This window comes from Pseudomonas sp. HR1, assembly GCF_030175875.1.
Taxonomy (GTDB): Bacteria; Pseudomonadota; Gammaproteobacteria; order Pseudomonadales; family Pseudomonadaceae; genus Chryseomonas; species Chryseomonas oryzihabitans.
Genome location: NZ_JASNRF010000001.1, coordinates 198,422 through 211,862 on the forward strand (window position 1 = coordinate 198,422; position 13,441 = coordinate 211,862).

13 protein-coding genes are annotated in these 13,441 nt (G+C 64.2%); 9 read left to right on the forward strand and 4 right to left on the reverse strand.

The genetic code is table 11. The features are described 5' to 3' along the window. Window position 1 precedes the first annotated feature (1 nt). A complete protein-coding gene (locus tag QKY98_RS00920; protein ID WP_284670180.1) occupies window positions 2-832 on the reverse strand; it encodes a PhzF family phenazine biosynthesis protein in 831 nt (276 codons plus the stop codon). A gap of 524 nt (window positions 833-1,356) precedes the next feature. Next, on the reverse strand, window positions 1,357-2,121 hold the full coding sequence (locus QKY98_RS00925) for a FadR/GntR family transcriptional regulator (protein ID WP_027600112.1): 765 nt from the start codon (window positions 2,119-2,121) through the stop codon (window positions 1,357-1,359). A 152-nt stretch (window positions 2,122-2,273) separates the two neighbouring features. Between QKY98_RS00925 and QKY98_RS00930 the strand changes: the two genes are divergently transcribed. The 5 genes from QKY98_RS00930 (at window position 2,274) to QKY98_RS00950 (ending at window position 6,935) form a co-directional block, all read left to right on the forward strand. Beyond that, a complete protein-coding gene (locus tag QKY98_RS00930; protein WP_007160714.1) occupies window positions 2,274-3,014 on the forward strand; it encodes an SDR family oxidoreductase in 741 nt (246 codons plus the stop codon). Between the two features lie 43 nt (window positions 3,015-3,057). Beyond that, on the forward strand, window positions 3,058-3,906 hold the full coding sequence (locus QKY98_RS00935) for an ureidoglycolate lyase (protein ID WP_284670181.1): 849 nt from the start codon (window positions 3,058-3,060) through the stop codon (window positions 3,904-3,906). 106 nt (window positions 3,907-4,012) lie between these two features. Continuing rightward, complete coding sequence (locus QKY98_RS00940; RefSeq protein WP_284670182.1) at window positions 4,013-5,305, forward strand: L-fuconate dehydratase; 1,293 nt, start codon at window positions 4,013-4,015, stop codon at window positions 5,303-5,305. Continuing rightward, window positions 5,302-6,162 carry an amidohydrolase family protein gene (locus QKY98_RS00945; protein ID WP_267401052.1) on the forward strand — a complete coding sequence of 287 codons (861 nt, stop codon included), beginning with the start codon at window positions 5,302-5,304 and terminating at the stop codon, window positions 6,160-6,162. Before QKY98_RS00940 ends, QKY98_RS00945 begins: the two co-directional genes overlap by 4 nt. After that, window positions 6,159-6,935, forward strand: a complete 777-nt coding sequence (locus tag QKY98_RS00950) for an L-fucose dehydrogenase (protein WP_284670183.1) — start codon at window positions 6,159-6,161, stop codon at window positions 6,933-6,935. Before QKY98_RS00945 ends, QKY98_RS00950 begins: the two co-directional genes overlap by 4 nt. Before the next feature lie 433 nt (window positions 6,936-7,368). On the opposite strand, the gene QKY98_RS00955 is transcribed toward QKY98_RS00950, so the two are convergent. Together QKY98_RS00955 and QKY98_RS00960 are read right to left on the reverse strand one after the other, a co-directional pair. Beyond that, on the reverse strand, window positions 7,369-7,506 hold the full coding sequence (locus QKY98_RS00955; protein ID WP_169887044.1) for a hypothetical protein: 138 nt from the start codon (window positions 7,504-7,506) through the stop codon (window positions 7,369-7,371). A 60-nt stretch (window positions 7,507-7,566) separates the two neighbouring features. Then, entirely contained in the window at window positions 7,567-8,130 is a 564-nt protein-coding gene (locus QKY98_RS00960; RefSeq protein WP_284670184.1) for a TetR/AcrR family transcriptional regulator, read from the reverse strand. A 73-nt stretch (window positions 8,131-8,203) separates the two neighbouring features. Between QKY98_RS00960 and QKY98_RS00965 the strand changes: the two genes are divergently transcribed. From QKY98_RS00965 to QKY98_RS00980, 4 genes are all read left to right on the forward strand, one after another. Beyond that, window positions 8,204-9,076, forward strand: coding sequence for an alpha/beta hydrolase family protein (locus tag QKY98_RS00965; RefSeq protein WP_284670185.1), 873 nt, complete (start codon window positions 8,204-8,206; stop codon window positions 9,074-9,076). A gap of 368 nt (window positions 9,077-9,444) precedes the next feature. Further along, a complete protein-coding gene (locus QKY98_RS00970; protein WP_284670186.1) occupies window positions 9,445-10,185 on the forward strand; it encodes a hypothetical protein in 741 nt (246 codons plus the stop codon). 145 nt (window positions 10,186-10,330) lie between these two features. Next, window positions 10,331-11,968: a restriction endonuclease gene (locus QKY98_RS00975; protein ID WP_284670187.1), complete on the forward strand. Its 1,638-nt coding sequence runs from the start codon at window positions 10,331-10,333 to the stop codon at window positions 11,966-11,968. A 310-nt stretch (window positions 11,969-12,278) separates the two neighbouring features. Further along, on the forward strand, window positions 12,279-13,400 hold the full coding sequence (locus QKY98_RS00980; protein WP_284670188.1) for a hypothetical protein: 1,122 nt from the start codon (window positions 12,279-12,281) through the stop codon (window positions 13,398-13,400). Window positions 13,401-13,441 lie beyond the last annotated feature (41 nt).

Consider the following 13,441-nt stretch of genomic DNA (forward strand, 5'->3'; position numbering starts at 1 on the left):
CCTAGAGGCTGAGGGTGCCGCGGATGCAGTCCTGCACCGCGCCGCCCACCCAGATCTGGTCGGCGATGCGGGCTACCCGCACCCGGCCGCGCCGGCCGAGAACCGTGCCCTGGCTGGCCAGATAGCGCTCCGGCGCCAGGCCCGCCGGGATCAGCCACTGCGCCAGGCTGGCGTTGAGGCTGCCGGTGACGGGGTCTTCGGCGTATTCCTCGCCCATCAGGGCGCGCACCTCGAATTGCGCCTCGGCCGCGCTGCCCGTCCAGGGGGCGATCAGGCCGACGTTGAGGCCTTCCAGGGCGGCATAGTCCGGGCGGAGCTCCAGCAATTCCTCACGACTCTCCAGCAGCACCGCCACCCAGCCGGGGCCGTTGTCCGCCCACTGGCTGGCCTGGATGCGCTCAGGTGCCAGGCCGGTGCCCCGGGCGATGCGCACCAGTATCTCGGGCTCCACCGCACCGCCTCGCACCAGCGGCGGCGCGGCAAAGGCCAGCTCCTCCCCGGCGGCGCGGATCGGCACCAGGCCGGCGCCGCATTCCTGGATCACTTCGCCGCCCTTGGGCCGCCCGCCTTCGCGCAACCAGACATGGCAACTGCCCAGGGTCGGATGGCCGGCGAAGGGCAACTCGCGCTGCGGGGTGAAGATACGTACCCGGTAGTCCGCCGTCGGATCGGTGGGCTGCAGCAGGAAGGAGGTTTCCGACAGATTGGTCCAGCGCGCCAGGGCGGCCATCTGCTCGGTGGACAGCGCATCGGCGCCACAGACCACCGCCAGGGCATTACCCTCCAGGGGGCGCTGGGCAAAGACATCGACCTGATGGAAGACGAGGGACATGGCGGCGGACTCCTTGGGCAAAGCGCCGATTGTCCGCGGTCGGGCGCCGGTGGGGCCAGCCACAGCCGGGTCGCTAAATGGCCGTACAGACGGGCGTTGCGCGGGGTTTGGGTGGAAAACGCTGCGTGGTTTTCCACCCTACGGTGTCGCCCTACGGCATCGACGCGAGCTTGCCCTCACCCCAGCCCTCTCCCAAAGGGAGAGGGGGCGGGTCTGCGCGGGGTCAGCGCCCTGCGTAGCGTGGACAACGGCGCAGCCTTGTCCACGAACCTGCCGCCCACCCGTAGGTTGGCGCTGAGCGCAGCGAAGCCCAACGGGCACTAGCCACCCTCACCCCAGCCCTCTCCCCAAGGGAGAGGGGGCGGTTCCGCGCGGGGTCAGCGCCCTGCGTAGGGTGGACAACGGCGCAATCTTGTCCATGAATCATCGCTCACCCGTAGGTTGGCACTGAGCACAGCGAAGCCCAACGGCCGGGCTACCCACCCTCACCCCAAACCTCTCCCAAAGGGAGAGGGGGCAGCTCCTCACTCCACCGCCGGCCGCGCGAAGATGCGGGTCACGGCATCGAGGTGCGCGGCCATGGCCTGGCGGGCGGCGTCGGGGTCGTGGGCTTCCAGGGCTTCGAGGATGGCCAGGTGCTCCTGCTGGGAGCGGTCGGGCATGTCTTCGGGGGTGTAGCGGCGCTGCAGCAGCTGGAACATGCTGCCGTAGCGATGGCCGAGCAGATGGCGCAGCAGCAGCGCATAGGCCGGATTGCCGCTGGCCTGGGCGATGCGGATATGGAACAGCCGGTCGCCGGGATGGGTGGTCGACCCCAGGCGATTGTCCTCGACGTTGCGCCCATAGGCCGCGCGGATGCCGGCCAGTTCGCTGGCGCTGGCATGGCTTGCGGCCAGAGCGGCGGCCTCCGGCTCCACCAGGCGGCGCGCCTGCAGCAGGGCGAAGGGCGGAATCTCGGCGTCCAGATCCAGCGCCAGGCTCAGCTCCGGATCCATCTCCGCCCACTGGCCGCGCCCGGCCAGTTCCAGCACCGGGGTGTCCGGCGGCGGCGGGGCGCTGGGCGCGCAGACCCGCACGCCGTCGCCGACGCGCACGTCCACCAGGCCGATCACCTCCAGGGCGATCAGCGCCTCGCGCACCGAGGCACGACTCACCCCCAGCTGCTTGGCCAATTCGCGCTCGGCGGGCAGGCAACTGCCCGGCGGATATTCGCCGCCGTCGATGAGGGCGCGCAGCTGGTCGGCGATCTGCCGGTAAAGCCGTGGTTTTTCAATCACCTGAAGGGGCATGGCGGTCTCGTCTCATGCAGGTCGCGCAGTCTGCCGCGAAAAAATCCTTGCCTGAGAGCCTAGCAGGGTCTAAACAATAGGACCAATGGCCTGACCATTGACCGCTGGCGGTCAGGCGACTCACAACAATAATCAGCCAAGAGGTCTCCCGCATGAGTCATGCAGGCAAACGCGTCCTCGTCACCGCCGCCGGCCAGGGGATCGGCCGGGCCACCGCCCTCGCCTTCCATCGCGCCGGTGCCGAGGTCATCGCCACCGACATCAATGCCGCCGCCCTGGACAGCCTCGAAGGGCTGCGTACCCGGGTGCTCGACGTCACCGATGCGGCGGCGGTTACCGCCCTGGTCGCCGACCTGGGCAGCCTGGACGTCCTGTTCAACTGCGCCGGCTACGTCCACGCCGGCAGCATCCTCGACTGCGACGAAGACGCCTGGCGCTTCTCCTTCGAACTCAACGCCACCGCCATGTACCGCATGATCCGCGCCGTGCTGCCCGGCATGCTGGCCCAGGGCGGCGGCTGCATCATCAACATGGCCTCGATCGCCTCCAGCCTCAAGGGCGTGGCCAATCGCTGCGCCTATGGCGCCAGCAAGGCGGCGGTGATCGGCCTGACCAAGTCGGTGGCCGCCGACTATGTCGGCCAGGGCATCCGCTGCAACGCCATCTGCCCCGGCACCGTGGATTCCCCCTCGCTGCACCAGCGCATCGCCGACCAGGCCGCCCGCGAAGGCCGCAGCGAAGCCGAGGTCCAGGCCGCCTTCGCCGCCCGCCAGCCGATGGGTCGCGTGGGCCGGCCGGAGGAGATCGCCGCCCTCGCCCTGTATCTTGCCTCCGACGCCGCCGCCTTCGTCACCGGGACCGCCCAGGTGATCGATGGTGGCTGGAGCGTCTGACGCCGTTTTTCGTCCGCACCCTTTTCCCCTCATAGGAGCTCCGATGAAACTCTTGCGCTACGGCCCCCAGGGCCAGGAAAAACCCGGTCTGCTGGATGCCCAGGGCCAGCTTCGCGATCTCTCCGGCCAGGTGGCCGATCTCGCCGGCGAGGCGCTCGGCGCCGAATCCCTGGCCCGGCTGCGTCAGCTGGACCCGGACAGCCTGCCACTGGTGGACGGCACCCCGCGCCTCGGCCCCTGCGTGGGCCGGGTCGGCAAGTTCATCTGCATTGGCCTCAACTACGCCGACCACGCCGCCGAATCCGGTCTGGACGTGCCCAAGGAGCCGGTGGTGTTCAACAAGTGGACCAGCGCCATCTGCGGGCCCAACGACGCCGTGCAGATCCCCCGCGACTCGACCAAGACCGACTGGGAAGTGGAGCTGGGCGTGGTGATCGGCAAGGCCGGGCGCTACATCGACGAAGCCAACGCCCTGGATCACGTGGCCGGCTATTGCGTGGTCAACGACGTCTCCGAGCGCGAGTGGCAACTCGAACGCGGCGGCACCTGGGACAAGGGCAAGGGCTTCGACACCTTCGGCCCGCTCGGCCCCTGGCTGGTGACCGCCGATGAGGTGGCCGATCCGCAGAACCTCGACCTCTGGCTGGAGGTGGACGGCCACCGCTACCAGAACGGCAACACCCGCACCATGATCTTCACGGTGGCCCAGATCATCGCCTACCTCAGCCGCTGCATGAGTCTGCAACCGGGTGACGTCATCTCCACCGGTACCCCGCCGGGCGTGGGCATGGGCGTCAAGCCGCAGTCGGTGTACCTCAAGCCCGGCCAGGAAATGCGCCTGGGCATCCAGGGCCTGGGCGAGCAGCACCAGCGCACCGTCGCCGCCGACTAGGGCAAGCCACCCCCGCCCAAACCTGGCAAACCCCCGTGCCCGCTTTTCATCGAGCGGGCACGGGGCCGGGTTCGCTCAGCCCGTGAAAACCCTCGAGGACAGCGCCATGCCAACAACAATTACCGGCCTGCAGATCGAAGACATCCGCTTTCCCACCAGCCAGGCGCTGGATGGCTCCGATGCCATGAATCCGGATCCGGACTACTCCGCCGCCTACGTCATCCTGCAGACCGACCAGCCGGGGCTGGAGGGTCACGGCCTCACGTTCACCATCGGCCGCGGCAACGAGATCTGCTGCGCCGCCCTGCGCGCCCTGGAGCCGCGGGTGCAAGGCCTGACCCTGGAGTGGATCCAGGAAGACCCGGGGCGTTTCTGGCGCCACATCACCGGCGACAGCCAGCTGCGCTGGATCGGCCCGGACAAGGGCGCCATCCACCTGGCCACCGGCGCGGTGGTCAACGCCGCCTGGGACCTCTGGGCGCGCGCCGTGGGCAAGCCGGTGTGGCGCCTGGTGGCGGAGATGAGTCCCGAAGAGCTGGTGCGCTGCATCGACTTCCGCTATCTCACTGACTGCATCACCCCCGAGGAAGCCCTGGCCCTGCTGCGCCAGCGCGCCGAGGGCAAGGCCGAGCGCCTGCAGCGCCTGGAAGCCGAGGGCTATCCCTGCTACACCACCTCGGCCGGCTGGCTCGGCTATCCCGACGACAAGCTGCGCCGCCTCTGCCAGGAGGCCATCGACGCCGGCTTCTCCCACATCAAGCTCAAGGTCGGTCGCGATCTCGCCGACGACATCCGCCGGGTGCGCATCGCCCGCGAGGTGATCGGCCCCGAGCGCCACCTGATGATCGACGCCAACCAGGTGTGGGAAGTCGGCGAGGCCATCGACTGGGTGCGCGAGCTGGCCTTCGCCCAGCCCTGGTTCATCGAGGAACCCACCAGCCCCGACGACGTGGAGGGCCATCGCGCCATCCGCGAGGCGGTGGCGCCGGTCAAGGTGGCCACCGGCGAGATGTGCCAGAACCGCATCCTCTTCAAGCAATTCATCATGCGCGGCGGCCTGGACGTGGTGCAGCTCGACGCTTGCCGCCTGGGCGGCCTCAACGAGGTGCTGGCGGTGCAGCTGATGGCCGCCAAGTACGACCTGCCGGTCTGCCCCCATGCCGGCGGCGTTGGCCTCTGCGAATACGTGCAGCACCTGGCGATGATCGACTACCTCTGCGTCGCCGGCACCCAGGAGGGCCGGGTGGTGGAATACGTCGATCACCTCCACGAACACTTCGAGGACCCCTGCCGGGTGCGCGGCGCCGCCTATCTCGCGCCCCAGGCGCCGGGGTTCTCCATCGCCATCAAGGCCGCCTCCCGGGCGCGTTATCGCCATGCCGGAGGGCAGCCGTCATGAGCCCGCGCCTGGATGCCCACCAGCACTTCTGGCGCTATCGGCCGGCCGAATTCGCCTGGATCGACGGGCGCATGGCCGGGCTGCAACGCGACCATCTGCCGGCCGATCTGCAACCGCACCTGCAGCGGGCCGGTTTCGACGGCTGCATCGCCGTGCAGGCGCGCACCCAGGAAGAGGAGACGGACTTTCTGCTCGACCTCGCCGCCCAGACGCCCTGGGTGCAGGCGGTGGTCGGCTGGACCGATCTGCGCGCCGCCGACCTGGTGGCGCGCCTGGAACGGCGCCAGGGCAGTCGTCACCTGCGCGGCTTTCGCCATCCGGTGCAGGACGAGGCCGATCCAGGCGCCTGGCTGGCCGATGCCGCCGCCAACCGGGGCGTCGCCACCCTGCAGCGGCATGGCTATCTCTATGAACTGCTGATCCACGCCGAGACCCTGCCCGCCGCCACCGCCTTCGCCGCCCGCCATGACCACGGCGTGCTGGTGCTGGACCACCTGGGCAAGCCACCGGGCCGGGTCGCGCCCGCCGACTACGCTCGGCTGCTGGCGCCCCTGGCGCGGCTGCCCCATGTGCATTGCAAGCTGTCTGGGCTGGTCACCGAGGCCGACTGGCAGGGCTGGCAGGCGGAGCAATTGCTGCCCTATGCCCGTATCGCCCTGGAGGCCTTCGGGCCGGAGCGCCTGCTGTTCGGCTCGGACTGGCCGGTCTGCACCCTGGCCGCCAGCTACGCCGAGGTGGTCGACCTGGCCGAGCAGGCGCTGCTGGAGCTCACGACGGGTGAACGCGCCGCGGTCTTTGGCGGCAACGCGGCCCGGCTCTATGGCCTGGGCACCCAGCCGCGGGAGGCCGTGGCATGAATCTGCACCTGACCGACAAGGTGTTCCTGGTCAGCGGCGGCGGCTCCGGCATCGGCGCCGCCATCTCCCTGGCCCTGGCGGCCGAGGGCGCCGTCCCGGTGATCCTCGCCCGCGAGCCGCTGGCAGCCGACTTCGCCGCGCAACTGGCCGAACGTCAGCCCAGGGCTCGGGCCTTCACCGTGGAGCTGTGCGACGAAGCCGCCTGCGAGCGGACCGTGGTCGCCGTACAGGACACCTATGGGCGCATCGATGGACTGGTCAACAACGCCGGGGTCAACGATGGCGTCAGTCTCAGCGCCGGTCGCGCCGCCTTCGTCGCCTCCCTGGAACGCAACCTGGTGCATTACTATCACCTGGCGCACCTCTGCCTGCCGGCATTGCGCGCCAGCACCGGCGCCATCGTCAACATCGCCTCCAAGACCGCCCTTTCCGGCCAGGGCGACACCAGCGGCTACACCGCGGCCAAGGGCGGCGTGCTGGCCCTGACCCGCGAGTGGGCCGCCTCGCTGCTGGACGACGGCATCCGCGTCAACGCGGTGATCCCCGCCGAGGTCATGACCCCGCTCTACGAACGCTGGCTGCAGGGCTTTCCCGACCCGGCTGCCAAGCTCGCCGCCATCACCGCGCGCATCCCCCTCGGCCGCCGCATGACCACCCCGGAGGAGATCGCCGACACCGTGGCCTTCCTGCTCTCGCCACGCTCCAGCCATACCACCGGGCAGTGGCTGAGCGTCGATGGCGGCTATCTGCATCTGGATCGGGCGTTGACGTGAGGGAATGAGGCGGAGGAGCAGGAAGGCGCCCTCACCCCAGCCCTCTCCCGGAGGGAGAGGGGGCGGTATTATGGTGACGGCAGGGTTTGGCGTTAGCCGAGATCATCGATACGTGGAAAACGCTGCGCGGTTTTCCACCCTACCCATCCGCCGTAGGTTGGCGAGAGCGAACTCCCGTAGGGCGGACAACCGCGCAGCCTTGTCCACGCGCAGGGCACCAAAACCGCCGTTGGAGTGCAGGCCTGCCGCTGTGGCCACCCTCACCCCAGCCCTTTCCCCGGGGGAGAGGGGGCGGTATCGGAGTTAGCGGTTGGATCATCGATACGTGGAAAACGCTGCGCGGTTTTCCACCCTACCCATCCACCGTAGGTTGGCGAGAGCAAGCTCCCGTAGGGTGGACAACGGCGCAGCCTTGTCCACGCGGCAGGCACCGCTAGCGCTTCGGACTCAACGGGCTGTCGTCCAGATCCTCGCGCTCTTCGGTGGTGCTGGTGTTGGCCGAATCCGGCACGTCGCCGTATTCGTCGTAGTCGTGGGGGGTCTGCTTATCATCCGCGGGTTCGGGATTCATGGGGTACTCCGCTCGTAGAGGCACCCTTGGTGGAGTCCGCCGGCCCCGGTGGCGTTCCCGCTAGACCAGCACCACCAGACGTTCGGCCACCCGGTCGAAGGGTTCGATGCTGCGCTGGGCGCGGCACAGCGGGATCACCCCCTGCACCGCCGCCACCAGCAGCGTCGCCAATCCCGCTGCCGCCTCTTCCGCATGGCCATGCTCGACCAGCGCTACCTGCAGCCGGGCCTCCCAGCGGCGATAGATGCCCGCCGCCGCGTCCAGCTCGCGCTGGGCGATCTCGTCCACCGGTTCTTCCACCGCCACCGCCATCACCGGGCAGCCGACGCGAAAGTCCGAGTCCAGCAGGATGTCGCGCCAGAGTCGCAAAAAGCCCTGGATTCCCGCCAGGGCCCCGGCCTGCAGCTGGCGCTCCAGATCGCGGCTGACCTGGGCGCCGGCCAGCTCCACCGCCTCCACCACCAGCTGGTGCTTGCCACCGGGGAAGTGATGATAGGTGGACCCCAGCGGCGCCTCGGCGCGCTTGATTGTCTCGCGGATGCTGGTGGCATTGAGGCCGTGCTGCGCCAGCATGGCCGAAGCCGCCACCACCACCCGTTTCCGTACCGTCGACTGCTCGGTCATCCATTCTCCTTGCTATGACAGTCGTCATAATCTACCGTCCAGGCATTATAACAACTGTCATAGGGACCACCCCATGCCCAGCGACGCCCTCGTCGAGGAGCTGATCACCGCGGACGGTTATCGCCTCAGCACCAGTCGCTATCCCGCCCAGGGGCCGCTGCAGGGACGGCTGATCGTCGCCGGCGCCACCGCCGTGCCCCAAGGCTTCTATCGACGTTTCGCCCAGCACGCCGCGGCCCGCGGTTTCGAGACCCTGACCTTCGATTACCGCGGCATCGGCCGTTCGGCGCCGGCCTCGCTCAAGGGCTTTCGCATGGACCTGCTGGACTGGGCGCGCCAGGACCTCGCCGCCGCGGTGGACAGCATGGCCCAGGGCGACATCCCCCTCTACCTGGTCGGCCACTCCTATGGCGGCCATGCCTTCGGCCTCCTGCCCAACCACGCCAAGGTGGCCGGCTTCTATGTCTTCGGCACCAGCGCCGGCTGGTACGGCTATATGCCGCCGCTGGAAAGACTCAAGGTGCTGACCATGTGGAAACTGGTTCTGCCGGTGCTGACCTGGTGGAAGGGCTACTGCCCCTGGAGCGCCCTGGGCCTGGGCGAAGACCTGCCGCGCGACGTCTATCGCCAGTGGCGCCACTGGTGCAGCTATCCCCACTACTTCTTCGACGATCCGGCCATGCAGGGCATCGAAGCCGGCTACGCCGCGGTGCGCACCCCCATCGTCGCGGTCAACGCCCTGGACGATCTCTGGGCCACCCCGCAATCGCGCGATGCCTTCATGCAGGCCTATCGCAACGTCGACCTCCAGCGCGAAGACCTCGACCCCCGCCAGCACGGCGGCGCCATCGGCCACATGGGCTATTTCCGCGCCAGCGCCCAGCCGCTGTGGGATAGGGCGCTGGATTGGTTCGCTGCCCTGCCCCGGATGCCCAACCCCGGTTGAGTGGTGGCTGGGCGCATGGCGTAGCGCTCATAGTCAGAGCTGCACGGGCCGACATCGCCAGCCTGCACAACGTTAAGTCAGCGGATTAAGCCCTGACTGCTGTGACCGTCTGAATGGTGGTGGTGACAGCTCGTCGGCTCCAGTAGCCGCGTCTTAGGCTGTGACCACCACCTTGCCACAAGCCGACCCCTGGCCACTCGCGGGTTTCAACCCTATCCCACGCAAAATCGTCCGACTTAACTACGCGAACGGACGCAATCCGGCACTTCGCCAGCCTTGACGCTCCGCTACCTGCCACCTAACGTGAAGTCCATCACAAGGAAGCAGCCGTCACGATCCCTCGTCTCGGCCCCGGCCAGGACGCCGCCATGCCACCCAAAGACCGTCACGGCAAGACCGCGCAAGACTACCGCGCCGCGCTCATCGCCGAACTCGACGCCGTTCCCGACTACCACCGCCGCCGCAAGGCTCAGCGCTCTCCTCTGCTATTCGTCTGGCTACTGGTGCCTATCGCCCTGCTCTGGCTCAACTGGCCTGGGGTGCAGCGCTGGTTGCATCCTGCGCCTGTGGCTGAACCTTCCGTTGAAGTCGCGGAAAGCCAAACTCCCGCACCTCCGCCTGTTTCCTCTGCGCCTGTTCCGCGCCAAGTCATAGCCACCTCTCAGCCGCTGGATGCCTGCCTCAAGCAAGGCAACGTGGTGGATGAAGATGTACTGCGGTGCCGCTATGGCGCTGTGCCTCGCGCCCAAGAGCCGACTTCGGCTCCGCAGGGAATGGTGTCGGCAGCCTATCTCGCTCAGTACAAGGCGGGGCGGGAGTTAGCTCCCGTGCATACCTCTTCCTCACCCTCTTTCAGCGAAAGCCACTGGGTTCGTAAATGGGACGGCAATGGTTCGTATTTGGCTGCGTGGGAAGTGCAGGACAACCGGATTGATTATGGCAGCGTTTGTGGGAATCACCGCAGGGGTTCGATTGAGTATCGGGAATGTAGGAAGGGGGCGAAGCAGTGGTTCAAGGGCCAATGTGTAGCATTAGATAAGGCCAGGGGGCAGGAACCGACTCGCGAGAGGTATTGCTCAGCGGCTGAAGAGTTTGGGCCGATGAGATGATCCATTTTTAGCAAAATACTATCGAATCCGCCAATTCCAGTCCGTTCAAATCCATTTCTACTGCCCAACGCTTTGGCAGAGAGCGGTCTATACTGAAAACCTTCCCTTATATATTTTATACAACTTTTTTATTAAAAGAGGGCATATGGCAAAAAGAAGCGGCTTTGAGAAAGTGATTCGAGCCATAGCACGTGAAACAGCCAAACAGCAACGACTGCGAGCCTCTGAGCAACGCGCTCTAGAGCGTGAGACCGATCGCGAGCAGCGTCAACAAAGAAGAGATAGGGCTATAAAAGAACGCGAGCAAGCTCGCTATAGTCGCGAATCCGAGCGACTTGCAAAGCAAAACTATTTAGAATTTCAAATGCAAGAAGCACGCGACAAAAATGATAACATTACACTTTTACTAAACGAACTTGAGAATATCTTATCCGCAACATTAACGGTTGATGATACAGTTACCTTTGACTCGCTTAGGGTTCTAGAAAACCCATCGCCATTCGCTCCAGCAAAGTCCTTAACAACTGCAATAAAAGGCCCCTCTTTAGAGTCATTTACGTCAAAACTGCCCTCCTTGCCTTGGTATGCTTTTTTGATACCGGGCTACAAATCCAAACACTCCGAAAAACTAAGACTTGCCAATGAGCAATACATTGCTAGCGAGCAGCAAGTCAACATTCAGAATACGCAACGTTTAGATCTATTGAAGAAAGCTCGCGAGGACTATGAAGCAAGGGTGTCGGCTTTTCTAGAAAAGAAAGCGCTTCGCGATTCTGAAGTCGATGCGTTTCGATACTCTTATTATGAGGGTGACCCGGAGTCTATTATAACTTACTGCAGCATGGTTCTCGAAAAATCTGTCTACCCAGAAGGTTTTCCGCAAAATTTTTCTTTGGCCTACCAACCTGACTCAAAACAACTGGTAATTGAGTACGAAATCCCTAGAGTAGAGATAATTCCGAGCGTAGCTGAGTATCGCTATATCAAAACCAGGGACGAAATCGTTGAGAAACTGCGCAAACCTGCAGAAATAAAAGCATTATATTCAGATCTTGTAGCGAGCATAGCACTAAGATGCTTACATGAAATCTTCGAGGCTGACCAAGGCGAGTTTCTTGAAACCTGCTGTTTTAGCGGATACGTGAGCACAATCGACCCCGCAACCGGCCGCGAGATACAGCCACATCTTGTTTCTGTCCGAACGACGCGCAAAACTTTTACAGAGATAGACTTAGCGCGGGTAGACCGCGCCGTGTGCCTGAAAAACCTAGGCGCCCATGTTTCTAGATCCCCAAGCGAAGCTCAACCCGTCAGACCCATTATTGAGTTTCACATGATAGACAAACGTTTTGTTGACCAACAGGACCTTACGTCACAGTTGAGTTCTGCCACCAACCTGATGGACCTTAACCCATACGAGTTTGAAACTCTTGTAGCAAACCTTTTCTCAAAGATGGGACTGGAGTCAAAACTTACAAGATCCTCACGAGATGGCGGTGTTGATTGTATTGCTTACGACCCTCGCCCAATTTTAGGAGGGAAAGTAGTAATCCAAGCAAAACGCTATAGGCACACCGTGGGAGTTTCGGCAGTTAGAGATCTTTATGGAACGATGATGAACGAAGGTGCAAACAAAGGCATCCTAGTAACCACTAGTGGCTATGGACCAGACGCTTTTGAATTTGCTAAAGACAAACCTATAGAGCTGATCGAGGGTGGCGGATTGCTTTTCCTCCTCCAAGAAATAGGAATCGAAGCACGAATATTGATGCCAGAGAACTAGGAAAGGCACAGCAATTAAAACACAATAAAAACATTCCTGATTGCGAGACTATAAAACATCACCCCAGAATAACTACCGCAAGATCTAAATAAATACCAACACAAAGCCACACCGTAAAACCATCACGCGCACTAGAGAACAACCCCTCAAAAATCAAACCACATTAACCCTATCTGGGTATCACATATCAATCCATTGGCCGATTGCAAGTCCTGCATCGTCAATTAAATTATTCCCTAATAAAGCCCACACCTCTGTCCATTTCTTATCAATTAGTACGCTCGGCCAATCACTCACAAGGACCGTCCCCATGCAAACCTCCCGCTCCCTCATGGTCGCGTTGCTGCTGGCCAACACCGGTGCCGCCTGGGCCGCGTCCAATACGGCCAACGTTCAGCAGAATGGCGGCTTCAATGTGGTGAACCTGAACCAGGGCAGCGAGCTGTCGGCGCGCAACCAGGCGGATATCCAGCAGAGCGGCAGCTTTCTCAATGCCCAGGTCACCCAGCAGAACGATGCCGATGACCGCGTGCGGGTGGTGCAGACCAACGCCAGGAGCGTGGTCGAGGTCAATCAGGTCTGGGGATCGCAGCGCCTGGTGGATATCGAGCAGCGCGATGGCGGCTATGACCGGGTGCAGGTCGATCAGGGACCGGGCAGCGGCAACGCGACGGTGGTGCGCCAGAGCGGCTTGCGGCAGGACACCTCTGTCCATCAGGACGGTGGCTATCATCGGATCGACATCGAGCAGGACAGCTACGCCGCGGGCCAGAACACCCTGACGGTCCGCCAGGATGGACTCAACGGCAAGCTGGACCTGGCTCAGCACGGTGACCGCCAGGACCTGCAGGTGACCAGCTTCGGCCTGCGCAACGAGGCCTGGGTGAGTCAGAACGGCGAGGACTCGACCACGATCGTCGAGCAGCGCGGCAATGACAACTATATCGGCCTCAAGCAAGGCGGCGAGCGGGTGGATTCCAGGGTGGTGCAGGAGGGCAACGGCAACGATGCCCGCGTTCGGCACTCCAGCAGCTACTCGCGGCCCAGTACCGTCGACATCGCCCAGCGCGGCGATCTCAACCGCGCGGACGTGAATGTCTATGGCGTGGGCAGCAAGCTGACCCTGGCGCAGACAGGTAACGGCAATGGCGCCTCTGCCACCGTCTCCGGCGAGGGTAATCAGCTGGATCTGGCGTCCAATGGCGACGCCAATGGCATCACCGCCTATTACCTGGGCAACGACGGCCAGCTGAAGGTCGATCAGCAGGGCGACAATCTTGGGGTGACGGCCTACGTGACCGGTAATGCCTCCAGCATCACCGTCGCCCAGAGCGGCAGCCAGCACACCGCCGACCTCACCCAGAGCACCGCGGGCAATGCCATCAACCTGACCCAGAGCGGCTTCTCCAACCACGCCGTCATCAGCCAGTAGCCAGGCATCAGCGGGGCCCCTCCGGCAGCCGCCGTGGGCCC